The following is a 25,348-nucleotide window of genomic DNA, read 5'->3' on the forward strand; positions in this document are numbered from 1 at the left end:
TTAGGACGAGCAGCTTACTTCGAGGTGGGCCGCCCAGTCCGGCGGCAGCGCGGCATACTGTTCCTTGCCGGGCTGCTCGTCGAAAGGCTGCTCGAGCACGGCCAGCAGCTCGCGCACAACCGAATAGTCGCCGTTCTGCGCATGTTCGATCGCCTGCTGGGCCAGATAGTTTCGCAGAACGTACTTGGGGTTGACAAGGTTCATGGCGCTGCGGCGCTCGGCATCGGTACGGGATTCGCGCCCCAGGCGCTCGCGGTAGCGCAGCGCCCAGGCATCGAAAGCGGGACGGTCGATGAACAGGTCGCGCAGCGGCTCGTCGCTCGACTGGTCTTCGACTCGCAGGTTGCCGAGGCGACGGAACAGCAGCGTAAAGTCGACGTGGCTGGCCTGCATCACACTAAACAGGCCATCGAAAAGCGCGCGGTCGCCTTCTTCATACGTGGCCAGGCCCAGCTTCGCATGCAGCAACTCGTCGAGTTTTGCTTCGAACACGGGCATGTAGACCGCCAGCGCGGCTTCGGCTTCCTCGACGGTACCGATCAGCGGCAACAGCGCATTGCCGAGCGCATAGCAATTCCAGTGGCCGACCGCAACCTGGTTCGCATACGAATAGCGCCCGCCCTGGTCGGTATGGTTGCAGATGTGGTTGACGTCGAAGGCTTCCATGAAACCGAAGGGGCCGTAGTCGATCGTCAAGCCGAGGATCGACATGTTATCGGTATTCATCACGCCATGCATGAAGCCGACCGACTGCCAATGGGCGATCATGCGCGCCGTGCGCCGCGTGACTTCGGCCAGCAGGGCGGCGTAGGGATTGGCGGCGTCGCGCAGTTCCGGATAGAAGCTGTCGATCACGTAGTCGGCCAGCGTTTTCAGTTCGTCCGGCTTGTCGCGGTAATGCCAATGTTCGAAGGAACCAAAGCGCACGAAGGAGGGCGCCATGCGCGTCACGACGGCGGCGGTCTCGATGCTTTCGCGCATCACGCGCTGGTTGGAACCGGTGACGACCAGGGCGCGCGTGGTCGGGATGCCGAGCGCGGCCATGGCTTCAGAGCAGAGGAATTCGCGGATCGAGGAACGCAGCACGGCGCGGCCATCGCCCATGCGCGAATAAGGCGTCTTGCCGGCGCCTTTCAGCTGCAGTTCCATGCGCCCCTGCGGGCCATCGACGTCGCCGAGCAGGATGGCGCGGCCGTCGCCCAGCTGGCCGGCCCAGACGCCGAACTGGTGGCCCGAATACACGGCCGACAGCGGCTCGGAGCCGGGCAGGAGCGCATTGCCGGTCAGCGCCGCCACAAAATCTTCCTGGGCCAGCGCCTCGGCGTCGAGGCCGACCAGGCTGGCCGCACGGCTGCTGGCCGCGACGAAATAGGGCGCGGACAGGGGCGTGGGCATCAATCGGGTATAGAACGCGGGCGGCAGGGCAGCGAAACCGTTCTTGAGGTGCAGGTCGTCGGACTTGATGGCAGCTCCAGTGAAATAGGGGGACACAGCGCGATTCTACCGTACCCGGCGGATTCTATTCGCGCGCGCCCTTTATGCAACGGCCCTTACACTTGGTAACCAGCGGGTAACGAATAGCACGATCGTGCTGCGTCGCAACATCGAAACGTCTTGACGGGCTGCGCAGGGGCGAATCACACTCGACCGAAGTTAGCTTTCCGACCACAGGAGACCCCGCACATGTCCTATCCGAAGAGCCCGCTCATGGGCCAGATGATGAACCAGCCGCTGCTCATCTCGAGCATCATCGAATTCGCCGCGCGCCATTACGGCAACAACGAAATCGTGTCGCGCCGCGTTGAAGGCGACATGCACCGCTACACCTACCGCGACTGCGAGCAGCGCGCGCGGCGCATGGCGCACGTGCTGCAGGGGCTGGGCGTGCAAATGGGCGACCGCGTCGCGACCCTGGCCTGGAACGGCTACCGCCACCTCGAGCTGTACTACGCGGTCTCCGGCTCGGGCGCCGTCATGCACACGGTGAACCCGCGCCTGCATCCGGAACAGATCGCCTACATCGTCAACCACGCCGAAGACCAGTACCTGTTCTTCGATCTCACCTTCCTGCCGCTGGTCGAGGCCGTCGCCGCCCATTGCAAGACCGTGAAAGGTTTTGTCCTGATGAGCGACCGCGCGCACATGCCGCAAGAAACGAAGATCGCCAACCTGCTGTGCTACGAAGACCTGATCGCATCGAGCAGCGACGACTACACCTGGCCCCTGTTCGACGAAAACTCGGCCGCGACCCTGTGCTACACCTCGGGCACGACCGGCAACCCGAAGGGCGCGCTGTACTCGCACCGCTCGACCATCCTGCACGCCTACGCGTCCGCCATGCCGGGCGCGCTGAACGTCTCCTCGCTCGACTCGGTGCTGCCGGTGGTGCCGATGTTCCACGTGAATGCCTGGGGCTTGCCGTATTCGGTGCCGCTGTCGGGCGCCAAGATGGTGTTCCCCGGCGCGGCGCTGGACGGCAAGTCGCTCTACGACCTGTTCGAGGCCGAAGGCGTCACCTTCTCGGCCGGCGTGCCGACCGTCTGGCTGGGCCTGATCAACCATGCGATCCAGAATAACCTGCAGTTCTCGACCTTCCGCCGCACCGTGATCGGCGGCTCGGCCTGCCCGCCGGCGATGATGGACACCCTGATCGACAGGCTGAACGTGCACGTCATCCACGGCTGGGGCATGACGGAGATGTCGCCGCTCGGCACCACCGGCGGCCTGCAAATGAAACATCTGGCCATGCCGAAGGAAGAGCAGCGCAAGATCCTGCAAAAGCAGGGCCATGCCATCTACGGCGTCGACATGAAGATCGTCGACGACGACGGCGCCGAACTGCCGTGGGACGGCACGACCTACGGCCACCTGTACGTGAAAGGCCCGTGGATCGTCTCGGGCTATTTCCGCGGCGAGGGCGGCGACGTATTAAAAGATGGCTGGTTCCCGACCGGCGACGTCGCCACCATCGACGGCGACGGCTACATGCAGATCACCGACCGCAGCAAGGACGTGATCAAGTCCGGCGGCGAATGGATCGGCAGCATCGACCTGGAAAACATCGCCATGGCGCACCCCGCCGTGCTGCAGGCCGCCTGCATCGGCGTGGCGCACCCGAAATGGGACGAGCGGCCGATGCTGGTGGTGGTCAAGCGCCCCGGCCAGGACGTCTCGCGCGAGGAACTGCTCGGCTTCTTCGAGGGCAAGATCGCCAAATGGTGGCTGCCGGACGACGTCGTGTTCACCGAGGCGCTGCCGATGGGCGCGACCGGCAAGATCCAGAAGAACCGGCTGCGCGACCAGTATCGGGAGCACAAGCTGCCGACGGCTTGATGCATCTGGAGCAGGTTCTCTTCGAGCGGGTGTTCGACGCCCAGCAGATGAATGGCGTCTTCAGTTTCGAAGGCGGCGGCCAGGTCAGGTATGGCGTCTGGCTCCCGGGCGACGCCGTGCCGGCGAACGGCAAGCGGCTGATCCTCGCTTTCGGCGAGGCCGGCAACTGGTCGACCGTGCTCGGCTGGATCGATCCGGCGACCGGCGAGCTGGGCCTGCGCCGCACCTGGTCGATGGCGGCCGACTGGCTACGGGCGCTCGGCGCGGTCAGCAAACTGACCATCCTGACGGCAGGCGCGATGCTTGGCTTGCGCTACGTCGTGCCGCTCGCGGCGCTGGGCGTGTGCGGCATCGGGTGGCTACTGTGGCGCGCCATGCGCCGCAACCGCGTAGTGCGGCGGGCCTTGCAGGAATTTCCGGCCTAGTGTGTGATTTGGTAGGGTGGTCGGCTCCACCACAAACGATGCGTCTACGCGGCCCCATGCGCCGCCCACGCGTTCAGCGTGCGCCGGCCGACCCGAGGATGTGCCGGAAGGTCGGTTCGATGTTCTTCGCGTGCAAATGGCGCACGATGTCTTCCAGCGTGGCGTCGCGCAGCAGCAGTTCGCCGGATCCCTGTGGTGTGGACGGCGTGGGTGTTACCGGGGCCGCTGGCGCCGGCGCCTGCTGCTGGACTGGCTGTAATGCAGCCAGCGCATCCCGCAACTGCTGCATGCCGATGGTCTCCAGCTGTTCCAAAAATGCCGCCTGTGCCAGCGCCGGCGGCGCCATCTCCAGGCCGGGTTCGTCGACGAACGAAGCCCCCATGCCGGGGTGGATAAAGGCAGCCCAGCGGCCGGTCTCCGGGTTGCGGCAGGGCGGCAGCTCGACCGGATGGGTCGCCGCATCCGGCGTCACCGAGAGGTCGGGGAAGGCGGCGTCGCGCAGGCTCTCTAAAAATTGCTGCGCCAGCGCGACCGGCACCGGCGCTTCGAACGACAACCACAGGCGGAAGCCCGAAGCGGCGGAAATGCTGACGCCGGGCGCGGGAAAGCCGTAATCGACCTGCAGGGCGCGGGCGACTTCGCACAGGCGCGTCCAGTGCTGGCCGTCCTCCTCGTACCTCGCCTTGTCGAAGGGAATGACGAGGGCGCGCGTGGTGCCGTCGCCGGACGCCAGCGCAACGGGAAAGGTGTCTTCGCCGCGCGCCTGGCGGGCCAGCAATTCGGGCGCGACCTGGCCTTGCGGGACATACAAGCGCAGCAATTGCGCGATCAGTTTTTCCATCTGTCTCTCCACATGCGTTCACGGGCGCATTCTGACACAGCGGGCGGTGTGCCGAGTGCTTTACGATAGGGGACGGCTTGGGACAGCGTTCGCGCTTGCGCGGGTGCAGGGTCGATGAACGATGCCGGTTTAACGAAGTACCTCACAACTGCTCTCGTTATGAAAGCAAGAAGTCAATATACTGGCCCATCTCGAAGGTCCAGGGCGGCCAAAGCCGGAAGCCTCGAATAGTAGAGCCATAAGATAGGAAAAACGTGTTTTTCAAGAAGAGCGAGAAAGTAGAGAAGCTGGACGACACTGTTGCCGCAGTGTTTTGGGGAGCAAGCGACCGGATGATCTGTTGCAAAGGCATTGAAGGGGAGACAAATGAATTCAACATCACTAGTCATCCGAAGCTCGCACAGCAAGGATATGTCGCAACGCTGGAAATTAGCACTGCTCAGGGCGAACCGGCGCTTCTGCTTCATGCCTTTTATTCGGGGCATTGGTCGTTTGCCGTCAGTCCGGCAGCCGAAGATGCCGATGAACTACCGGCCTGGAAGATGACGCGCGAATGGGGTTCGGTGAATGCGCATTCGGAGACCCTGACGGTGTTTTGTCCTGCAGGATGCACGGTTTCGGCAGTAGACAGAATTGCCGATCACTATTGATGGGCGGACGTCGGCTCCGGGTCGAGAGCAGCCCGATGGAAAAATTCTCACCTGCTCTTGAGGAAATAACACGACCGTACTTTTTAGCGCTATAGTGGAACGCGCTGGTTCAACTCGCCGCTATAACCAACTACAAAGGAAGAGACATGAGTGCAGACTACGTCGTGCATGGCAGCGTTGCCGTCATCACCCTGAACAATCCGCCCGTCAATGGCCTCGGCATGGTCACGCGCACTGCCGCGGTCGAGGCGCTGCGGCGTGCCGAAGGGGACGAGGCGGTGAAGTCGGTCGTCATCACCGGCGCCGGCAAGGTGTTCTCGGGCGGTGCCGACATCCGCGAATTCAATTCGCCGAAAGCGCTGGCCGAGCCGAATCTGCACACCCTGATCGCCACCGCCGAAGGCCTCAAAAAGCCGGTCGTGGCAGCCATCCACGGCGTCTGCATGGGCGGCGGTCTCGAGCTGTCGCTCGGCTGCCATTACCGCGTCGCCACCCGCGGCGCCCAGATCGGCCTGCCGGAAGTCAAAATCGGCCTGGTGCCGGGCGCCGGCGGCACCCAGCGCCTGCCGCGTGTGGTCGGCCTCGAGCAGGGCTTGAACATGATCGTCTCGGGTAATCCGGTGTTGTCGGAGCAGCTGGCCGAGACGCGCCTGTTCGACCGCGTGTTCGACGAAGGCGCCGACCTGGTCGCGTCCGCCGTCGAGTTCGCAAGCAGCATCGCCGACGCGCGGCCGCTGCCGAGCGTGCGCAACCTGAAAGTCGATTATCCGAACCACGAAGCGTTCCTGCAGTTTTCGCGCAATACCGTGAAAGCCATGGCCGGTCCGTTCCCGGCGCCGCTCGAATGCGTCGATTGCGTCGCCGCCAGCGTCACCATGAAGTTCGAGGATGGCCTGAAGTATGAGCGCGAGCGCTTTTTCGCGCTGGCCCAGACGAATGAATCGAAAGCCCTGCGCCACGCCTTCTTCGCCGAACGCGCCGCCAGCAAGGTGCCGGACGTCCCGGCCGACACGCCGACCCGAAAAATTGAAAAAGTGGCCGTGATCGGCGCCGGCACCATGGGCGGCGGCATCGCGATGAACTTCGCGAACGCCGGCATCCCGGTGACGATCCTGGAAACCAAACAGGAAGCGCTCGACAAGGGCCTGGCGACGATCCGCAAGAATTACGAGAACACGGTCAAGAAGGGCAAGCTGACGCCGGAAAAAGCGGGCCAGCGCATCGGCCTGATCACGGGCACGCTGGCGTACGACGAGATCGCGCAGGCGGACATCGTCATCGAAGCCGTGTTCGAAGATTTACAAGTCAAGGAAACCGTGTTCCGCCAGCTGGACAGCGTCATGAAGCCGGGCGCGATCCTGGCCTCGAACACCTCGACCCTGGATCTCGACAAGATCGCCGCTTTTACGAAGCGTCCGCAGGACGTGATCGGCCTGCATTTCTTCAGCCCGGCCAACGTCATGAAGCTGCTGGAAATCGTGCGCGGGAAAGAGACCGGCAAGGACGTGCTGGCCACGGCGCTGGCGCTGTCGAAAAAGATCAGGAAGACCGGCGTGGTCTCGGGTGTGTGCGACGGCTTCATCGGCAACCGCATGCTGGAACAATACCTGCGCCAGGCCTTCTTCCTGCTGGAGGAAGGCGTGCTGCCCGAGCAGGTCGACAAGGCGATCGAGCGCTTCGGTTTCGCCATGGGCCCGTTCCGCATGAGCGACCTGGCCGGCAACGACATCGGCTGGTACATCCGCAAGCGCCGCTATGTCGAGACCCCGGACATCGAATACTCGAAGGTGCCGGACCTGCTGTGCGAACAGGGCCGCTTCGGCCAGAAGACCGGCGCCGGCTGGTACGACTACAAGGCGGGCGACCGCACTGCCTATCCGTCGCCGGTGGTGAACGAGATGATCATGTCGCACCTGGAGGCCAGCGGCGGCACGCGGCGCAAGGTGTCGGACGAGGAGATCGTCCAGCGCCTGGTGTTCGCGCTGGTGAACGAAGGCGCGCGCATCCTGGAAGAGGGGATCGCCTTGCGCGCCTCGGACATCGACATGGTCTACCTGACCGGCTACGGCTTCCCGCTGCACCGCGGCGGCCCGATGCTGTACGCGGACACGGTCGGCTTGAGCAACGTGCTCGCCACCATGCGCGCCTTTGCACGCGGCCCGCATGGCGACGCCTGGACGCCGGCGCCACTGCTCGAGCGGCTGGCGGGCGAGGGCAAGGGATTCAATGGCTGACACCGGTCGCCCGGTGAGCCGTTGAAGTGCAGACAACGCCGCTGGGTCCAGCGGCGTTGTCGTTTCCAGCCGCCGTGTGACAAGCGGGTCAGGCGCATGATTTTGACAGCCTGGTCGGCATTTTCGGCGAATTGCCATGCTAGTATGAAACGGTCTCTGCATATTCACTAAAAAATTTGTCCGATGGCTCTTCCGACGTCGCCCCCACTTGGTTCATTACAAGAAAGCCTGAGCGGACAGGCTGCGGCAGCGCGACGCACGGCGGCGCCGGGCGCCGTCCAGCGTGCCGATGGCGGCGATGGCGCCCTGGCGCTTTACCGCGCGCTTGCCGAGCAGTTGCCGCGCGGCGCCGTCTTTGTTGTCGACCAGGCGCTGCGTTATGTGCTGGCCGCCGGTTCCGGGCTGCGCGTTGCCGGCTTCGTTCCGGCCGACTTCGAAGGGCGCAGCCTGTGCGAGGCCTTGCCACCCCATCTGCTGGCGCAGCACACCGAGGATTACCGCGCGATCCTGGCCGGCGGCACCATCGTGCGCGAACACGAGGTGGGCGGCCAGTGGTACCTGTCGCACGGCGTGCCGCTCGCCGACCAGCATGGCAGCGTGCATGCGGCGCTGGTCATCTCCTACGACATCAGCGAAAGCAAGCATGCCGAAGCGCGCCTGCGCCTGCTCGACCGGCTGGCCGATGGCATTCGCGCGGCCGCCGGACCGGACGACATCGGCGCCGCCGCCTGCGCCCTGATCGAGGAAGTGTGTGGCGCCGTGCGCTGCGTCGTCGCGCGCGTCCATGGCGAGATCGGCGCGATGGAGATTGACGCCGGGGAGGTACACAGCGTGGCGCTGGCCGAGTTCGGCGCCGGGGTCGTCGCCCGGCTGGCGCGCGGCGAAACCGTACAGGCTGGAGCACCACCCATGGCGCCGGCCGCTGCGTACGTGCTGGTGCCGCACATGGCCGCCGGGCGGCCGGCCGGCATTACCGCCATCGTCGGGCACGCCGCCAGGACCTGGCGCGGCGACGACCTGGCGCTGGCCGCCGAGATTGCCGACCGCGCCTGGGTGCACATGGACCGCCTGTGGCTGATGGACGCCTTGCGCGAGGCCGACCGCTGCAAGGACCAGTTCCTGGCCGCGCTGGCGCAGCAGCTGCGCAGTCCGCTGAGCGTGGTGCGCAACAGCCTGGCGCTGCTGGGACGGCCCGGCAGCGCGGTGATGCCGGAAGCGGTGGTCGCGCTGATGGAACGGCAGTTCGGCCACATGAACCGCCTGATCGAGGACGTGCTCGATACCTCGTATATCTGTTACGGGCAGGCCCAGCTGATGCGCCACCGCCTGGTCCTGCAGGATGCGGTGGTGGCCGCGGTCGACGCCGCGCGCGCCATGGTGTCGGCGAAAACGCACCAGCTGTCGGTGGCGATGCCGCGCGAACCGATCCTGCTGATGGCCGACCCGACCCGGCTGGCGCAGGCCTTCAATGCCGTGCTGGCGAATGCGATCAAGTACTCGCGCGCGCCGGCGCGGATCCTGGTGGAAGTCGAATTGCGCGGCGCGCAGGCGCTGGTGCGGGTGAGCGACAACGGCATCGGCATGTCGCCACGCACGCTGGCGCGCCTGTTCGAACTGTTTACGCGCGTCGGCGCCGACGGCGCGCCGGTGCCGGGCGGCGGGCTGGGCGTCGGCTTGTGGATCGCGCGCCAGCTGGTCGAGGCGCATGGCGGCAGGATTGCCGCTGACAGCCGGGGCGCGGACCTGGGCAGCACGTTTACGATCACGCTGCCGGTCGATGCGGGCGCAGGAGTGAATACAGCATCGAATAAATAAACAAGTTCGTTTACTTATCGCCATGACAAGCCGACAATACGTGCATGAACCCGCACGCACAGTCGACCCGCAACACCCTGCTGATTGCCAGCGCCTGCCTGCTCGGGCTGTTGTCCACCACCGGCGCCTCGCTGCCGTATCCGATCCTGGCGCCGCTCTTTGGCGGCGACGATGGCGGTAACGGCCTGACCAGCTTCCTCGGGCTGCCGGCCGAATTGCTGCTGGGCGTGGCGCTGATGGTCAATCCCCTCGGCTTGCTGATCGGCAGCGCGGTGCTGGGCACGCTCTCCGACCGCTTCGGACGGCGCCGCATGCTGCTCGCCACGGCGCTCGGCAGCGCGCTGGGGCACGGGTTGACGGCGGCGGCGCTGGTGGCTGAATCGTATCCGCTGTTCCTGCTGGCCCGTTTCGGCACCGGCCTGCTCGAGGGAAACGGGGCAGTCCTGCGCGCCATGCTGGCGCAACAGCTGACAGGGGGATTGCGCAACCACGCGCTGTCCTGGCTGAACGGCGCCTTCCACCTCGGCTGGCTGGTAGGGCCGCTGCTGGCGGGCCTGACGGTCGGCATCGCGATTACGCTGCCGTTCGCGATTGCCGCCGGCGCACTGGTGCTGGGCGCCGGCCTGGCTGCATTCTCGCTCGAGCGCGAAGCGGCGGCCCCGGGGCGCGGCGAGCGCTGGTGGTCGGTCGCGCGCGAGCGCCACGCGTTTACGCTGCTGCGCCACGCGCCGCTGCGCACGCTGTTTTCCGTGCACTTCGGCTATGCCTGCGGCGTGGCCGCGTTTTACGAATTCTTCCCCTTGTGGCTGGTCGACTTCGGCCGCTACGACGTGCGCCAGATCGCCTTCGTCAACATGGGCCTGTGCGCGCTGATGACCTTTGCCGCGCTGTTCGCCGGCCGCGCCAGCAGCGCCGACCCGCGCCGCCGCGCCGCCGTCCAGGCCGGCTTCGCGGCGCTGGCCATTCTGGCAGTCGGCTTCGGCAACCTGGGCGTCGGGCTGGCGGCCATTGTCCTGTTCGGCCTGCCGCACGCGTATTACAACGCGACCGTGCAGGGCTGGGCCGCCGACCAGTTCGCGGGCCATGGCCAGGGCGCCGTCATGGGGCTGCTGTCGACCACCTTTTGCCTAGCGAATATCGTGATGGCGCTGGCCGGCGGCGTCATGGCGATGGTGGACACGCGCATCGTGCTGGTCGCGGGCGGGGCGATGGCGGTGTGGGCGGCGCTGGCGATGCGCGGCTGGAGCGCGCGCGGCGCACTGGCTGGACTGGAGACGAAATGAATTCGATGGAACAGGTGCTGCTCTTGCTGAAAACGCGCGGACCGCAGACTGCCCAGGCGTTGTCGAACCTGCTCGGCCTGACCTCGATGAGCGTGCGGCGCCAGCTCGAAGCGGCGGTCGACGACGGCCTGGTGCGCTTCCAGGACAGCGCCGGCAAGGTCGGGCGCCCGGTGCGGCGCTGGATGCTGACCGATAGCGGGAATGCGCGTTTCCCTGACCGCCATGCCGAGCTGACGCTTGACCTCATCCAGGGGGTGCGTACGCTGTTCGGCGAGACCGGGCTGGAGCAGCTGATTGCACTGCACGAGGAGGCCGGCGAGCGCGCCTACCGCGCGCGCCTCGCAGGCAAACTGACACTCGACGAGCGGGTGGCCGCGCTGGCCGAAGCACGCTCCCTGGAGGGCTACATGGCCGCGACCGAGCCCCGCATCGACGGCAGCGTGCTGCTGCACGAGAACCATTGTCCGATCTGCACGGCCGCCCAAGCCTGCCAGCAGTTCTGCCGCTCCGAGCTCGATGTGTTTCGGCGCGTGCTCGGGCCGGCGGTAGTCGTCGTGCGGATCGAGCACCAGCTGGAGGGGGCGCGGCGCTGTACCTACCTGGTGAGTGAGCCCGGGTAGGGCGACCGGACAGGAGGTCGCACACGTTAAAAAAATGCCGCTGTCTCCAGCGGCATTTTCGTTTGCAACGCCTGCGACGCTCAGTCGGCGGCGTAGATGTTGTTGTCCTTGGTTTCGCGCACGAAGAGCGCACCGATGACGACGCAGACCAGGGCGACGATGATCGGATACCAGAGGCCATAGTAGATGTTGCCGTTGGCCGCCACCAGGGCGAACGAAATGGTTGGCAGCAAGCCGCCGAACCAGCCGTTACCGATGTGGTAAGGCAGCGACATCGAGCTGTAGCGGATACGGGTCGGGAACATCTCGACCAGCATCGCCGCGATCGGGCCGTAGACCATGGTCACGTACAGTACCAGGATGAACAGCATCAGCACCAGCATCGGCTTGTTGATGCGGGCCGGGTCGGCTTTCTCGGGGTAGCCCGCGGTCTTGAGCGTGGCGACGACTTCCTTGTTGAGGGCAGTCTGGCGTGCCACGTCGTCCTTGACGAAATTCAGGCCGTCCGGAGTCATGGTCGCGTTGAACGACTGGATGACCTTGTCGCCGACCTTGATTTGCGCCACGGTGCCGGCCGGTGCGGCGACGGTGTCGTAGTTGACCGAAGCGTTGGTCAGCATGCGCGTGGCGATGTCGCAGGAGGACGGGAATTTCGCGGTGCCGGTCGGGTCGACCTGGAAGTGGCAGGTGGCCGGGTCGGCGACCACGGTGACCGGCGAGGTGGCGATGGCCTGCTCCAGGGCCGGGTTGCCGTAGTGGGTGATGGCCTTGAAAATCGGGAAGTAGGTGGCCGCGGCGATGAGGCAGCCGCCGAGGATGATCCACTTGCGGCCGATCTTGTCCGACAGCGTGCCGAACACGAGGAAGAAAGGCGTACCCAGCAACAGGGCGACGGCGATCAGGATGTTCGCGGTCGAGCCGTCGATCTTCAGGATTTTTTCCAGGAAGAACAGGGCGTAGAACTGGCCGGTGTACCAGACCACGGCCTGGCCCATCGTCAGGCCGACCAGGGCCAGGATGACGATCTTGGCGTTCTTCCAGTTGAGGAAGGCTTCCGACAGCGGCGCTTTCGAGGTCTTGCCTTCGGCCTTCATCTTGGCGAAGGCCGGCGATTCCGCCATCGACAGCCGGATCCAGACCGAGACGCCCAGCAGGACGACCGACAGCAGGAAAGGAATGCGCCAGCCCCAGGCGGTAAATTCGGCTTCGCCGACGGCGGTGCGGGTGGCCAGGATGACCAGCAGCGACAGGAACAGGCCCATGGTCGCGGTGGTCTGGATCCAGGCGGTGAAGAAGCCGCGCTTGCCTTCCGGCGCATGTTCGGCAACGTAGGTCGCCGCGCCGCCGTATTCGCCGCCCAGCGCCAGGCCTTGCAGGATGCGCAGGGTGACCAGGATGATCGGGGCCGCGATGCCGATCGAGGCGTAGCCCGGCAGCAGGCCGACGATGAAGGTCGAACCGCCCATCAGCAGGATGGTGACCAGGAAGGTGTATTTGCGGCCGATCATGTCGCCCAGGCGGCCGAACACGAGGGCGCCGAACGGCCGCACGATGAAGCCGGCCGCGAAGGTGAGCAGGGCGAAGATAAAGGAGGTGGTGGGATCACCAAGGAAGAACTGCTTGCCGATGATGGCGGCAAGCGAACCGTAGAGGTAGAAATCGTACCATTCGAAAACGGTGCCAAGCGAGGACGCAAAGATCACCTTGCGTTCTTCCTTGGTCATCCCCTGGGAGGAAGGCACTGCCTTGCCGCCCGCGGTCATGCCGGGTGTGATAGCCATTGTTGTCTCCGTATTAGTCTGTATGCATCGGATAGCCGAAACTCTGTCAGCTGCGACGCAGTGTGTACCGCCAAACTTACGTCATGCTTGCTCCAAACTTACCCCAAACTTACAGCTTATTGACGAGCCCGATTGCGGCCAGTTGAATGGGCTCGGCTCTCATTATTTGGACAGCGGGCAGGGCTGGAAAGATCCGGAACAATGCGTTGAGGCCGGTCAGAGAATTTGCGAACGGTCGTACTTAATCGTGTTATTCTCAACTGTCAAAAACCAATAACCAGGGAGACCAGCATGCAAGACGCAGTGATCGTATCGACCGCCCGTACCGGGCTGGCCAAGTCGTGGAAGGGCGCCTTCAACATGACCCACGGCGCCACGCTCGGCGGCCACGTGCTGGCGGCGGCGGTCGCACGCGCCGGCATCGAGCCCGGTGAAGTCGAGGACGTGGTCATGGGCTGCGCCAATCCGGAAGGCGCCACCGGCGCCAACATCGCGCGCCAGATCGCGCTGCGCGCCGGCTGCCCGACCACCGTGCCCGGCATGACGGTCAACCGCTTCTGCTCCTCCGGCCTGCAGACGATCGCGCTGGCGGCCCAGCGCATCATCGCCGGCGAGAGCGACATCATCGCCGCCGGCGGCGTCGAATCGATCTCTTGCGTGCAGCAGGAAATGAATACGCACATGCTCACCGACCCCTGGCTGCGCGCGCACAAGCCGGAAATCTACTGGCCAATGCTGCAGACCGCCGAGACGGTCGCCAAACGTTATGGCATCCCCAGGGAACGCCAGGATGCCTACGGCGTGCAGAGCCAGCAGCGCGCCGCCGCCGCCCAGGCCGCCGGCCTGTTCAACGAGGAAATCGTGCCGATGACGACGATCATGGGCGTGGCCGACAAGGCGTCGGGACGGCTGATGACGCGCGAAGTGACGATCGCCGCCGACGAGGGCATCCGCGCCGATACGACGCTCGAGGGCGTGGCAAAGATCCGCACGGCGTTGCCCGGCGGCGTGATCACGGCCGGCAACGCGAGCCAGTTTTCGGATGGCGCATCATGCTCGATCCTGATGAGCCGCGGCGTGGCCGAAGCGAAGGGCTTGCAGCCGCTGGGCGTGTTCCGTGGCTTTGCCGTCGCTGGTTGCGAGCCGGACGAGATGGGCATCGGTCCCGTGTTCGCGGTGCCCAAGCTGCTGCATAAGGCTGGCCTGACGGCCGCCGACATCGGCCTGTGGGAACTGAACGAAGCCTTTGCGGTGCAGGTACTGTATTGCGCCGACAAGCTCGGCATCCCGATGGAGCGCCTGAACGTGAACGGCGGCGCGATCGCCGTCGGCCACCCGTATGGCGTGTCCGGCGCACGCCTGGTCGGCCACGCGCTGATCGAAGGCAAGCGCCGCGGCGTAAAATTTGTCGTGGTCACCATGTGCATCGGCGGCGGACAGGGCGCGGCCGGGCTGTTTGAAGTACTGTAAGCTCGACTGTGATTCGCAAAACCATTCAAAAATACTGCTGAGATTCGAGAAAACTATGATCAAACACATCGTCATGTGGAAACTGAAAGACGAGGCCGAAGGTCGCGACCGCCTTGCCAATGCCCACGAGATGAAACGCCGCCTCGACGAGTGCGCCACCATCGTGCCGGGCATCCGGACATTCGAGGTGACCCTGGCCCAGCCGGGGCTGGAAGCGACCTACGACGTGGTGCTGTACTCGGAATTCGAGAGCAAGGCGGCGCTCGAAGCCTACGCCGTGCACCCGACCCACAAGGCGCTGGTGCCTTTCATTGGCGCGATCCGCGAAGGGCGCCAATGCATGGATTACGAAGTGTAGAAATCCCAACCATAAAAACGACGGAGACAGCATGCGCACTACCAAGGAATTATTCTCTTTAGAAGGCAAGACCGCGCTGGTGACCGGCGGCTCGCGCGGGCTCGGCCTGCAGATGGCCGAGGCGCTCGGCGAGCAGGGCGCGCGCGTCGTGATTTCGTCGCGCAAGCAGGACGAGCTCGACACCGCCGTAGCCCACCTGGCGGCGCGCGGCATCGAGGCGTCCGCCATCGCGGTCGACCTGCAGGACGAGGCCAGCGTGCAGCCTTTCGTGGAAGAAGCGCTGCGCCGCCTCGGCCGGATCGACATCCTAGTCAACAACGCCGGCGCCAGCTGGGGCGCGCCGGCGGAAGAGCATCCGCTCGAAGCCTGGGACAAGGTCATGAACCTGAACGTGCGCAGCATCTTCCTGGTCTCGCAGGCGGTCGGCAAGCTGTCGATGATTCCGCGCGGGTACGGCAAGATCGTCAACATCTCCTCGATCGCCGGCCTGTTCGGCAATGCGCCGGGCACGATGAGCACGATCGCCTACAACACCTCGAAGGGCGCGCTCGTCAACTTCACGCGCGCGCTGGCCGGCGAGTGGGGGCGCCACGGCATCACCGTCAACTCGATTGCGCCAGGCTTTTTCCCGTCTAAAATGACCAAGGGCGTGCTGGCATCGATCGGCGTCGACCGCCTGGCGCAGGGCGCGCCGCTGGGCCGCCTCGGCGACGACGAAGACCTGAAGGGCGCGGTGGTGCTGTTCGCCTCCGACGCCAGCAAGCACATCACCGGCCAGATCCTGGCCATCGACGGCGGCGTGTCCGCGGTCTAGGGAGAGTTGCATGAAACATTTCAAGGGGAGAGTCGCCGTGATCACCGGCGCCGCCAGTGGCCTCGGCCGTGAATTCGCCGACCGCGCCGCCGAGCTGGGCATGAAGCTGGTGCTGGCCGACGTCCAGGCCGACGCGCTCGAACGCGCCACCGACGAGTTGCTTGAAGGTGGCGCCGAGGTGCTGGCCATGGTCTGCGACGTCAGCAAGGGCGCCCACGTGCAGGAACTGGCCGACGCGGCGATCGCGCGCTTCCATGGCATCCACCTGGTGTTCAACAATGCCGGCGTCGGCTCGGGCGGGCTGGTCTGGGAAAACACCGAGGCCGACTGGCAATGGGTGCTGGGCGTGAACCTGTGGGGCGTGATCCACGGCGTGCGCGTGTTCATGCACGCGATGCTCGACTGCGCCAAGCGCGATCCGGACTACGAAGGCCATATCGTGAACACCGCCTCGATGGCGGGGCTATTGAATGCCCCGGCAATGGGCGTCTACAACGTCTCCAAGCACGCGGTGGTGTCGCTGTCGGAAACGCTGTACCACGACCTGCAGCTGGTCAACGCGCCGATCGGCGCCTCGGTGCTGTGCCCGTATTTCGTGCCGACGGGCATCCACCAGTCGCACCGTAACCGTCCCGAGGAATTGAAGCCGGAGCTGCGCCCGACCGCCAGCCAGCTGGCGTCGCAGGCGCTGACCACCAAGGCGGTCGAGTCGGGCAAGGTGTCGGCGCTCGACGTGTCGCGCCTCACCTTCGAGGCGATCCGCGAAGGGCAGTTCTACATCTATTCGCACCCGCAGGCGCTGGGCGGCGTGCAGGAGCGGATGGACGCCATCGTCAGCGGCGCCAATCCGCCCGACCCGTATGCGGCCACGCCGCACGTGCGCCAGATGCTGCGGTCGCGCTTGTAGTCGGGGGCGCCTGGTCGGGTACATCGAGCGGAGCCTGCGGGCTCCGCTTTTTTTCATGCCTGCGTTATTCGCCGTCGGCCAGCCCGGTGCTCACGGCGGTCGGGTCGCTGCTGGGTAATTCGTCGATCCCGCCGCTGCCGGAAACACTCTGGCAGCCGAGCAGGGCGGCGACCAGCAGGGCCGGGAGCAGGCGTCGTGCAGTGCGCATGATGTTCTCCGTGCGTACGAGTCAAACAAGGACGCTAGCGCCATGCGACAGAGCAGATTTGACTTGGATCAAGCAGACTTCGGGAACCAATTTCTGGACATACGCTCCATATTATTTTGTAACTAACCAACAGGTGTCAACCTGCAGGACGCAGCACCACATACATCGACGGCCAAACTTCAATCTTAAATTTGTAACTAACAAACATGAGCCTGCGTGACCCACAAAGCCTAGCCACCGAGAACGAGGGTCGCCATCGGACAGGGCGTCGCAGGAATGACGACCTCAACCATGGCTGCGGCGGGAATATATCCTCTTACCGTAGGGTGGACTCCGTCCACACGTGAAGGATAATCAGCGTTTGCGTTTGCGTTCGACGTTGGACGAAACGCCGGCTGCTTAGGGTGCAGCGCTCGCATATTCGAGAAATGAAACACAGACTTATCGGAGCGCGACCAGACGTGGCACGATCCGATGCTAACTATAATCAAGCGTCACGCGTGGACTCGGGAGTCCACCCTACGAGGATGTGAAAAAATCGCCATGGCTGCGTTGCCTCGTCTCGCCGTACACTCGTACTGTCTTCGACTCGGCGCCTTGCCCTGACGTTTTTTTCACATCCTCTACGGCTACAGTACGTCGCTTTATATATCGACATGCAAGCGCCGTACCGCGTGGACGGCGTCCACCCGACGAAAAGCGTCACCTTAATCGCCAGCCCTTACGGCCGCACCACCCGCTCGTGCAACTCCGCCGGCGCATTCTCGTACAGCTTCACCACCGTCGACGTGCGCGTTCCGTACCCCGGCGTCTCGATGCACACCGCCGACAGCACCCGCTCCAGGTCGAGCGGCACGCCGGTTGCGGGCAGGCGCTGGTCCGGCGCACGCGTGGTATCGGCCAGCATTTCGAAATAGGCATCCTCGGGCGCGCCCTGGCACAGCAGGCTGGCGAACTGGGCTTTCGTGCGCGTGACTTTCGGCCACGGTGCGTCGAGCAGGCCGTTCGAGACGCCGTAGATGCGGCCCGGTTCGAGCGGCTGGCCGTTGCGCGGGTCGTCGCCGGCGCGGTTCGAATACCAGTACAGGGCAGAGCGGTCGCCCAGCACGAGGTTGAAGCCGTTGTAGACGTCGCCGCGCGCGGCGATGACGTCGAGGTATTCGGCCACCGACAGCGAGCCTTTCAGGAAATCGGCCACCAGTTCGCCGCGCGAGGGTGCGTCCGTGCGCCGTTCTCCTGGCGCGCGAATGTTGGTCAGGGCCGCGAAGCGCGGGCCGTCCGGTCCTTCGCGCGTGATGCCCATCCAGCTGCCGCCATGTTCCAGGTCGCGGCCGGCGATCAGGTTCGGGTGCTCTGGCCAGGGCGCGGCCGGTGCGGCCGGGCGGTCGTAGAATTCGTCGCGGTTGGCCACCGCGATCACCGGCACGCCGGGAATGACGCGCCAGGCAAAGACGATCAGGCACATGGTGGAAACTCCATGAAAACTTCGACGCGGCGCGGGCCTTCGACCAGGCCGTCCAGCCCGGCGCCGTCCAGCGCCGCTTCCAGCGCGGCGGCAAAGGTGTCAGGCACGCCAGGGTAGACTTCCATCCAGGTTTGCAGGCCGTCGCGACTTTCCAGACGGCGTTGCAGGCGCGCGGCGCCGGACCCGGCCACCCGCGCCTGCAGCGCGCGCACCCGCGGCAGGAGCGCCGCGGCGTGCTCGTCGCGCACCCTGTAATACACGTAGAGGTCGACCATGCTACAGGTCGAGCGCGTCCAACGCGTAGGGCATCGGCAGGAAGCGCAGGGCCGCGCCGCCGCTCGAACCCAGGTGCACTTCTTCCTCGAGCGCGGCCAGCTTCATCTCCACCAGCAGGTCGGCGCCGCCGGCGCCGTTCGGCGCGGCGTTCACCACCATGCCGCAGGGCTGGTCGGGGTCGGCGCTGGAGAACACTTCGTCGCCGGCGCGCGCCGCCGCGTTGTCGACGCTGGCCAGCGCGGTGCGCCGCTTGAGCTTGCCGAGGTACTGGCTGCGCGCGACGATTTCCTGGCCCGGATAGCAACCCTTCTTGAAATTCACGCCGCCGAGCAGTTCGAGGTTGATCATCTGCGGCACGAACTGTTCCTGCGTCGCGGCGGTCACCTGCGGCACACCGGCGTGGATCGCGGCCAGTTGCCAGGCGGCGTTGCCACCGAGTGCCAGCTGCTGCGCCAGCGCGGGCAGGGCGGCTTCGGCTTCCTGGCTGGACGTGATCCACAGGTAGCGCGGCGCGCCGAATGCATCCGCCAGGCGAATCACGCTGCCGCGCTCGCCGTGCGTGACTGCGAAGGCTGCATCCGGCAAGTCCAGGCCCTGGGCGCGCAGGGCGGCTTCGGCTCCCGCACCACCGGCGCCGATGAGCGCGGCAACCGCATCTTCTTCGGTTGCATCGCGCAGCTTGGCCTTCGAGCGCATGACGAACATCGACAGGCGCTTTTGCAGCGGCGCCTGGATCGCGCGCGGCAGTTGCAGCCAGACGGTATCGTCAGGGCTGCGCCACATCAGGAAGGTCGCCTGCAGGCGCCCCTTTGGCGTGCAGAAGCCCGCCAGGCGCGCCTCGTGCGTGCCGAGGTGCTCGACGTCGTTGGTCAGCTGGCTGTGCAGGAAGCGGGCGGCGTCCTCGCCGGCGACGGCGATCAGGCCGAGGTCGGTCACAGGGGCGACGAAACCGGCGCCCAGGTCAGCCGTGCTCAAGGTACGGCCGAAGTCTTCGACCTGGGTCGCTTCATCGAGATGAAAGCGGGCTCCATGGGAGCTGAGATATTCTGTCCAGTTGCTCATAAATGCAATATGCTTTGCGGTTTAGGCTTTATCATTACGGCCTCATTATAGAGTTGTCGAGCAATTCGCGCCGGAGACGGTAAAACGAAACGCCGTACATACAAGAACAACAGACAAGAACGACAGACGAAAACAGAACGACGAAAGCAGAATGGCATTCATAAAAAAAACACTCGTCGCCGGCGTCATCGTGTCCCTGGTGGCCGCCGGTGGTTTTAGCTGGTGGTCAGGGCACGCGCTCACTAGCGGTGGAGCGCCGATCGAATTCACGATCACCCCGGGCAGCGGTGTCGGCGCCGCCGCCCAGCAGATGGTCAAGGCCGGAGTGCCGGTCAACCCGACCTTGTTCCAGATCCTGGCGCGCATCACCGGCGACGCCGCCCGCATCAAGGCCGGCAGCTATGAACTGAAACCGGACACCTCGCCGCGGCGCCTGCTGACCCAGCTGGTGCGCGGCGAATTCGCCCAGGAAGCGCTGACCATCATCGAAGGCTGGACCTTCCGCCAGATGCGCGAAGCGATCGCCGCCACCAAGACCCTGCGCCAGGAGACGGCGAAGCTGAGCGACGCCGAACTGATGGCCAAGGTGTCGGCCAAATACACCCAGCCGGAAGGCATGTTCTTCCCCGATACCTACCTGTTCGCCAAGGGCGCCAGCGACCTGCAGATCTACAGGCAGGCGCACCAGATGCTGCTCAGCCGCCTGAACGCCGCCTGGGAAAAGCGCGAGCCTGGCTTGCCCTATAAAACGCCCTACGAAGCGCTGATCATGGCCTCGATCGTGGAAAAGGAAACCGGGCAGAAAAGCGAACGCGCGATGATCGCCGGCGTGTTCGTCAACCGCCTGCGCACCGGCATGATGCTGCAGACCGATCCAAGCGTGATCTACGGCATGGGCCTGCGCTACGAAGGCAAGATCGCCAAGAAGGATCTGACGACCGATACGCCATATAACACCTACACCCGTTACGGCTTGCCGCCGACGCCGATCTCGCTGCCGGGCACCCAGTCGCTCGCCGCCGCGCTGGCGCCGGCCAAGACCGGGGCGCTGTACTTCGTGTCGCGCAACGACGGCACCAGCCAGTTTTCGGAAAACCTGAACGACCATAACCGCGCCGTCAACCAGTATCAACGTGGAGCGACCAAGCCATGAGCGATCACGACCAGGCACGCGGCAAATTCATTACCGTCGAAGGCATCGACGGCGCCGGCAAGTCGACCCATATCGGTTTCGTCACGCAATGGCTGCAGGCGCGCGGCAAGACGGTGGTGTCCTCGCGCGAACCGGGCGGCACGCCGCTCGGCGAACAGCTGCGCGACCTGCTGCTGCACGAAAAGATGCACCTCGAGACGGAAGCGCTGCTGATGTTCGCCAGCCGCCGCGAGCACATCGCGCAGGTGATCGAACCGGCGCTGGCCCGCGGCGACTGGGTGCTGTCGGATCGCTTTTCCGACGCCAGCTTCGCCTACCAGAGCGGCGGGCGCGGCATGGACCGCGCCAAGATGGAAGCGCTGGAAGCCTGGGTCCATCCATACCTGCAGCCCGACCTGACCCTGCTGTTCGACGTCCCGCTCGACGTCGCGCGCCAGCGCCTCGATGCGACGCGCACGCTGGATAAATTCGAGAGCGAACAGGCGGAATTCTTTGCCCGCTGCCGCGCCGAATACCTACGCCGCGCGGCAGAGTATCCGGACCGCTTTGCGGTCATCGATTCGACGCGCAGCATCGCCGAGACGCAGGCGCGGATCGAAGAGGCGCTGGCGGTGTTAATGTAATGAGGTTGCTGTAGTGAGTGTGTCTTTATGATTTATCCCTGGCAGCAAACCGCCTGGACCCAGCTCCAGGCAATGCGCGCGCGCATGCCGCACGCGATCCTGTTCCACGGCCCGGCCGGCATCGGCAAGGCGGGCTTCCTCGAAGCCTTTGCCCAGTCGCTGCTGTGCGAAAACGTGCAGCCCGACGGCCAGGCCTGCAACAGCTGCGCCTCTTGCGGCTGGTTCGTCCAGCATAACCACCCGGATTACCGCCGCGTGCGTCCGGAAGCGCTGGAAGACGAGCCGGCCGGCGAGGGAGAGGGTGCCGAGGGCGACGGCGACAAGAAATCGAAGTCCACCAAGGCGCCCTCGAAAGAGATCAAGATCGAGCAGATTCGCGCGCTGGCCGACTTCATGAACATCTCGACCCACCGCCAGGGCTTGCGCGTGGTGGTGCTGTATCCGGCCGAAGCGCTCAACATGCCGGCCTCGAACGCGCTGCTGAAAACGCTGGAAGAACCGCCGCCGGGCACCGTGTTCCTGCTCGCCTCGAACAGCCTCGACCGCTTGCTGCCGACGATCTTGTCGCGTTGCCGCAAATTCGGGCTGCCGATGCCGGACCATGCCGCCGCGCTGGCCTGGCTGAAGGAACAGGGCGTGAATGATGCCGACAGCTGGCTGCGCGAAGAGGGCGGCGCCCCGCTGGCCGCGTTCGAGAAGGCCAACGGCGGCAGCCGCGAGGAACTCGACACGCTGCTGGGCTTCCTGGCGCGGCCCAGCGTCGAGTCGGCGCTGCGCCAGGCCGACAAGCTGAGCAAGACGCCGCTGGCGGCGCTGGTCGCCTGGCAGCAGCGCTGGCTGTATGACCTGTTGTCGAGCAAGCTGGCCGGCAGCGTGCGTTACTATCCGCGCTACCAGAAGGAACTTGCAGCCTTGGCCGGCAACGTGCACACTGCGAATCTGTTACGGGCAATCAAGTCCGCGAACGAACGGCGCGCCGTGGCGGACCATCCGCTGTCCGCCAAGCTGTTTATCGAAGACATGTTGCTGGACTATGCAGCCTGCTGCAACCCAGTTTGAATACGATGGGAGAAGCGAGCGATGGGAGAAGCGAGATGAGCGGCAATACCACCGACCCGAACGCCTCGCTGGTGCCGCGCCCGTCGGTCCTGTCGCTGGCGATCAAGGAAAAGGCGGCGCTGTACGCGGCCTACATGCCCTTCCTGAAGAACGGCGGCATGTTCGTGCCGACGACAAAGCCGTACAAGCTCGGCGACGAGGTCTACCTGATCCTGTCGCTGATGGACGATGCCGGCAAATACCCGATCGCCGGCAAGGTTGCCTGGATCACGCCTGCCGGCGCCAACAACAGCAAGGCGCAGGGCATCGGCGTGCATTTTCCGGCCGACGACACCGGCCAGCGCGCCCGGGCCCGCATCGAAGAAATCCTGGGCGCGGCGCTGCGTTCGTCGCGCGCCACCCATACCCTGTAATCCACTTTTTAACGCTTAGTTTCACGCTCATGCCGTCCTACGTCCACCGTCTTGCCCGCCGCGACGACTTGCCCGTCATCGTCGACATCTACAATTCCACCATCGCCTCGCGCGAAGTCACAGCCGACACGGAGCCAGTGAGCGTCGCCTCGCGCGAAGCCTGGTTCAACGACCACACGCCCGAGCGGCGCCCGCTGTGGGTGATCCACGATGCCAACGACGTCTCCGATCACCCGACCGTGATCGGCTGGATGTCCTACTCGAATTTCTATGGCCGCCCGGCCTACTCGGGCACGGCGGAACTGTCGATCTATATCGACGAAGAATGGCGCGGCCGTGGCTTGGGCAAGTATTGCCTGGAGCAGGCGATCGCCTTTGCGCCGCAGATCAAAGTGCATACGCTGCTCGGGTTCATCTTCGGGCACAACGCGCCGAGCCTCAACCTGTTCCGCAAGTTCGGATTCGACACCTGGGCCAATTTCCCGCGCGTGGCGAATCTCGACGGGATCGAGCGCGATTTGATCATCCTGGGTAAACGCGTCGTCGATTGATTCTTCGTCGGATTGCACGCGTGCGTTGCACGCGTGGGCGGCGCATGCGCAGCGTATCCTCATATTGCCGGGTGTAGCCGACCACCTTACATCCTGCTGCGTGGGGTGGTCGGCTATACCCGACGGCGTGCAAGCACGCTGCGGTGACGCCGCCCACGCGTTCAACCGGCGCCGGATTCATTGCGTCGTCGTGCCCTTCGTGTGATTGCGCGCGGATGCAACTGTGCGTTGAACGCGTGGGCGGCGCATGCGCTGCGTGTCCGCACACTGCAGGGTGCAGCCGCCCACCCTACGTCCTGCTGCACACTTTATCGCGACATCGTGCAGCAGGCCGTAAGGTGGGCGGCTCCACCGAGCGCACGAACACCCGGCTACGCCGGCGCCGCCCACGCGTCCAGGCAACGCCAGCATCTCCGGCAACGCGCGTGACGCGCCGCGCCGGCTGCCCGTACAATACCGGCATGTACATCGATTCCCACTGCCACATCAATTTCCCCGAGCTCGCCGCGCGGATGCCCGAGGTCCTCGCCAAGATGGCGGAAAACCGCGTCACCCATGCGCTGTGCGTGTCGGTCGACCTGCCGGACTTTCCCTCGGTGCTCGCCCTGGCCGAGCAATATCCCCACATTTACGCGTCGGTCGGCGTCCACCCGGATTATGAAGACACGCCGGAACCAACGGTCGAGCAGCTGGTCGAACTGGCTGATCATCCGAAAATCGTCGCCATCGGCGAGACCGGCCTCGACTATTACCGCCTCGAGGGCGACCTCGAATGGCAGCGCGAGCGCTTCCGCACGCATATCCGGGCTTCGCGTATTACGCGCAAGCCGCTGATCATCCATACCCGCGCCGCCAGCGTGGACACGATCCGGATCATGCGCGAGGAAGGCGCCGGCACGCTTGATGGCGGCGTAGCCGGCGTGATGCATTGCTTTACCGAGTCGATCGAAGTGGCCGAAGCCGCGATCGAGATGGGGTTTTATATTTCGTTTTCCGGCATCGTCACCTTCAAGAGCGCCAAGGATTTGCAGGCGGTGGCGCGCGCGGTGCCGATGGAGCGCATCCTGATCGAAACCGATTCGCCCTACCTGGCGCCGGTGCCTTTCCGCGGCAGGATGAACGAACCGGGCTATGTCGCGCACGTGGCCGAATACATCGCCACCTTGAAAGATGTGCCGCTGCGCGAAGTGGCCGACCGTACCAGCGAGAATTTCTTCAACCTGTTCCAGCACGCAAAGGCCTGACATGCACCCGAAGCGCCGCCTCGTCCTGAAAGGCATCGTACTCTCAGTCGGTCTCGCCAGCGGCCTTGCCGCCGCGGCCCTCAAGCCACCGAGCGAGGCCGAGCTGACCACCTTCTTCCGCTCGGTGCAGGTGGACGACGTCAGGACGGTCAAGGCGATGCTCGGCACGGTTGTCAACGCCAACCAGCCCAATCCGATTGGCGGCGAGCCGGGCATGGTGCAGGCGCTGCGCGAGGAGGCGATGAGGGTGTTCCAGGTCTTCCTCGACCATCCCGGCACCAACCTGGAGGCGAAGGCGGCGAACGGCAATACGGCGCTGATGATGGCCGCCTTCAAGCGCAACCGCGCGGCGGTCGAGGCGTTGCTGGCCAAGGGCGCCGCCGTCAACCAGCCGGGCTGGACGGCCTTGCACTATGCCGCCGCCAGCGGCGACGAGGACATCGTGCGCCTGCTGATCGCGCGCGGTGCGAAGGTCGACGCCGTCTCCCCGAAAGCCAGCGGCGCCTACACGCCGATGATGATGGCCGCGCGCGAAGGACACGACGGCGCGGCGCTGGTGCTGATCGCCCATGGCGCCGACCGCATGCGCAGGAACACCGAAGGCCTGACCGCTGTGCAGCTGGCCGAGCGGGCCGGCAAGCCGCGCGTGGCCAGGGCGCTGGAGCAGGGCGGCTGAGCGACGTGGCATCTAACCGGAGCCGGCTCGATGAGCCGGCTTTTTTTTCGTCGATTCGCGTCTGCCAGCGCCGGTACGTCGCTCGAA

25 protein-coding genes are annotated in these 25,348 nt (G+C 65.2%); 18 read left to right on the forward strand and 7 right to left on the reverse strand.

Annotation, left to right across the window (positions count from 1 at the left end; translation table 11 throughout):
- The gene (locus IFT60_RS18355) at positions 1 to 1,491 is read right to left on the reverse strand and encodes a protein adenylyltransferase SelO (protein WP_192054212.1); all 1,491 of its coding nucleotides are present in this window, start codon (positions 1,489 to 1,491) and stop codon (positions 1 to 3) included.
- A 192-nt stretch (positions 1,492 to 1,683) separates the two neighbouring features.
- On the opposite strand from IFT60_RS18355, the gene IFT60_RS18360 reads away from it, so the two are divergent.
- Together IFT60_RS18360 and IFT60_RS18365 are read left to right on the forward strand one after the other, a co-directional pair.
- On the forward strand, positions 1,684 to 3,333 hold the full coding sequence (locus tag IFT60_RS18360; RefSeq protein WP_192054214.1) for a 3-(methylthio)propionyl-CoA ligase: 1,650 nt from the start codon (positions 1,684 to 1,686) through the stop codon (positions 3,331 to 3,333).
- A complete protein-coding gene (locus IFT60_RS18365; protein ID WP_192054216.1) occupies positions 3,333 to 3,758 on the forward strand; it encodes a hypothetical protein in 426 nt (141 codons plus the stop codon). Before IFT60_RS18360 ends, IFT60_RS18365 begins: the two co-directional genes overlap by 1 nt.
- Positions 3,759 to 3,831: 73 nt before the next feature.
- Here IFT60_RS18365 and IFT60_RS18370 read toward each other — a convergent pair whose 3' ends face one another.
- Positions 3,832 to 4,599 carry a hypothetical protein gene (locus tag IFT60_RS18370; protein ID WP_192054218.1) on the reverse strand — a complete coding sequence of 256 codons (768 nt, stop codon included), beginning with the start codon at positions 4,597 to 4,599 and terminating at the stop codon, positions 3,832 to 3,834.
- Between the two features lie 254 nt (positions 4,600 to 4,853).
- On the opposite strand from IFT60_RS18370, the gene IFT60_RS18375 reads away from it, so the two are divergent.
- From IFT60_RS18375 to IFT60_RS18395, 5 genes are all read left to right on the forward strand, one after another.
- Positions 4,854 to 5,249: a hypothetical protein gene (locus IFT60_RS18375; protein ID WP_192054220.1), complete on the forward strand. Its 396-nt coding sequence runs from the start codon at positions 4,854 to 4,856 to the stop codon at positions 5,247 to 5,249.
- A 146-nt stretch (positions 5,250 to 5,395) separates the two neighbouring features.
- Positions 5,396 to 7,483 (forward strand): 3-hydroxyacyl-CoA dehydrogenase NAD-binding domain-containing protein, encoded by a 2,088-nt coding sequence (locus IFT60_RS18380; RefSeq protein ID WP_192054222.1) that lies wholly within the window; start codon positions 5,396 to 5,398, stop codon positions 7,481 to 7,483.
- A 183-nt stretch (positions 7,484 to 7,666) separates the two neighbouring features.
- Complete coding sequence (locus tag IFT60_RS18385; protein ID WP_192054224.1) at positions 7,667 to 9,298, forward strand: sensor histidine kinase; 1,632 nt, start codon at positions 7,667 to 7,669, stop codon at positions 9,296 to 9,298.
- A gap of 44 nt (positions 9,299 to 9,342) precedes the next feature.
- Positions 9,343 to 10,581: an MFS transporter gene (locus IFT60_RS18390; protein WP_192054226.1), complete on the forward strand. Its 1,239-nt coding sequence runs from the start codon at positions 9,343 to 9,345 to the stop codon at positions 10,579 to 10,581.
- Positions 10,578 to 11,201 (forward strand): helix-turn-helix transcriptional regulator, encoded by a 624-nt coding sequence (locus IFT60_RS18395; RefSeq protein ID WP_192054228.1) that lies wholly within the window; start codon positions 10,578 to 10,580, stop codon positions 11,199 to 11,201. Before IFT60_RS18390 ends, IFT60_RS18395 begins: the two co-directional genes overlap by 4 nt.
- Positions 11,202 to 11,281: 80 nt before the next feature.
- On the opposite strand, the gene IFT60_RS18400 is transcribed toward IFT60_RS18395, so the two are convergent.
- Positions 11,282 to 12,982: an MFS transporter gene (locus tag IFT60_RS18400; RefSeq protein WP_229510973.1), complete on the reverse strand. Its 1,701-nt coding sequence runs from the start codon at positions 12,980 to 12,982 to the stop codon at positions 11,282 to 11,284.
- A 291-nt stretch (positions 12,983 to 13,273) separates the two neighbouring features.
- Between IFT60_RS18400 and IFT60_RS18405 the strand changes: the two genes are divergently transcribed.
- From IFT60_RS18405 to IFT60_RS18420, 4 genes are read left to right on the forward strand one after another with little or no spacing between them, the layout of a single operon-like run.
- Positions 13,274 to 14,452, forward strand: coding sequence for an acetyl-CoA C-acyltransferase (locus tag IFT60_RS18405; RefSeq protein ID WP_192054230.1), 1,179 nt, complete (start codon positions 13,274 to 13,276; stop codon positions 14,450 to 14,452).
- Positions 14,453 to 14,507: 55 nt separating this feature from the next.
- Complete coding sequence (locus tag IFT60_RS18410) at positions 14,508 to 14,810, forward strand: Dabb family protein (RefSeq protein ID WP_192054232.1); 303 nt, start codon at positions 14,508 to 14,510, stop codon at positions 14,808 to 14,810.
- Positions 14,811 to 14,841: 31 nt separating this feature from the next.
- Positions 14,842 to 15,624, forward strand: a complete 783-nt coding sequence (locus IFT60_RS18415) for an SDR family oxidoreductase (protein ID WP_192054234.1) — start codon at positions 14,842 to 14,844, stop codon at positions 15,622 to 15,624.
- Positions 15,625 to 15,634: 10 nt separating this feature from the next.
- The gene (locus IFT60_RS18420; protein ID WP_192054236.1) at positions 15,635 to 16,531 is read left to right on the forward strand and encodes an SDR family oxidoreductase; all 897 of its coding nucleotides are present in this window, start codon (positions 15,635 to 15,637) and stop codon (positions 16,529 to 16,531) included.
- A 64-nt stretch (positions 16,532 to 16,595) separates the two neighbouring features.
- On the opposite strand, the gene IFT60_RS18425 is transcribed toward IFT60_RS18420, so the two are convergent.
- The 4 genes from IFT60_RS18425 to ygfZ all read right to left on the reverse strand — a co-directional run bounded on the left by IFT60_RS18425 (position 16,596) and on the right by ygfZ (position 19,542).
- Positions 16,596 to 16,739, reverse strand: coding sequence for a hypothetical protein (locus tag IFT60_RS18425; RefSeq protein ID WP_192054237.1), 144 nt, complete (start codon positions 16,737 to 16,739; stop codon positions 16,596 to 16,598).
- Between the two features lie 721 nt (positions 16,740 to 17,460).
- Complete coding sequence (locus IFT60_RS18430) at positions 17,461 to 18,204, reverse strand: NRDE family protein (protein ID WP_192054239.1); 744 nt, start codon at positions 18,202 to 18,204, stop codon at positions 17,461 to 17,463.
- Positions 18,195 to 18,479 (reverse strand): DUF4936 family protein, encoded by a 285-nt coding sequence (locus IFT60_RS18435; protein ID WP_192054241.1) that lies wholly within the window; start codon positions 18,477 to 18,479, stop codon positions 18,195 to 18,197. Before IFT60_RS18435 ends, IFT60_RS18430 begins: the two co-directional genes overlap by 10 nt.
- 1 nt (position 18,480) lies before the next feature.
- Complete coding sequence (gene ygfZ, locus IFT60_RS18440) at positions 18,481 to 19,542, reverse strand: CAF17-like 4Fe-4S cluster assembly/insertion protein YgfZ (RefSeq protein WP_192054243.1); 1,062 nt, start codon at positions 19,540 to 19,542, stop codon at positions 18,481 to 18,483.
- A 151-nt stretch (positions 19,543 to 19,693) separates the two neighbouring features.
- On the opposite strand from ygfZ, the gene mltG reads away from it, so the two are divergent.
- The 7 genes from mltG (at position 19,694) to IFT60_RS18475 (ending at position 25,261) form a co-directional block, all read left to right on the forward strand.
- Positions 19,694 to 20,695 carry an endolytic transglycosylase MltG gene (gene mltG, locus IFT60_RS18445; protein WP_192054244.1) on the forward strand — a complete coding sequence of 334 codons (1,002 nt, stop codon included), beginning with the start codon at positions 19,694 to 19,696 and terminating at the stop codon, positions 20,693 to 20,695.
- A complete protein-coding gene (gene tmk, locus IFT60_RS18450) occupies positions 20,692 to 21,318 on the forward strand; it encodes a dTMP kinase (protein ID WP_192054246.1) in 627 nt (208 codons plus the stop codon). The genes mltG and tmk overlap by 4 nt, the downstream gene beginning before the upstream one ends.
- 27 nt (positions 21,319 to 21,345) lie before the next feature.
- Entirely contained in the window at positions 21,346 to 22,377 is a 1,032-nt protein-coding gene (locus IFT60_RS18455) for a DNA polymerase III subunit delta' (protein ID WP_192054248.1), read from the forward strand.
- A 35-nt stretch (positions 22,378 to 22,412) separates the two neighbouring features.
- Positions 22,413 to 22,790 (forward strand): PilZ domain-containing protein, encoded by a 378-nt coding sequence (locus tag IFT60_RS18460; RefSeq protein ID WP_192054250.1) that lies wholly within the window; start codon positions 22,413 to 22,415, stop codon positions 22,788 to 22,790.
- A gap of 29 nt (positions 22,791 to 22,819) precedes the next feature.
- Positions 22,820 to 23,341 carry a GNAT family N-acetyltransferase gene (locus IFT60_RS18465; RefSeq protein WP_192054253.1) on the forward strand — a complete coding sequence of 174 codons (522 nt, stop codon included), beginning with the start codon at positions 22,820 to 22,822 and terminating at the stop codon, positions 23,339 to 23,341.
- 461 nt (positions 23,342 to 23,802) lie between these two features.
- Positions 23,803 to 24,585: a TatD family hydrolase gene (locus IFT60_RS18470; RefSeq protein WP_192054255.1), complete on the forward strand. Its 783-nt coding sequence runs from the start codon at positions 23,803 to 23,805 to the stop codon at positions 24,583 to 24,585.
- Between the two features lies 1 nt (position 24,586).
- Positions 24,587 to 25,261, forward strand: a complete 675-nt coding sequence (locus IFT60_RS18475) for an ankyrin repeat domain-containing protein (protein WP_192054257.1) — start codon at positions 24,587 to 24,589, stop codon at positions 25,259 to 25,261.
- Positions 25,262 to 25,348: the final 87 nt, after the last annotated feature.

Source organism: Massilia sp. CFBP 13721 (assembly GCF_014842025.1).
Taxonomy (GTDB): domain Bacteria; phylum Pseudomonadota; class Gammaproteobacteria; order Burkholderiales; family Burkholderiaceae_D; genus Telluria.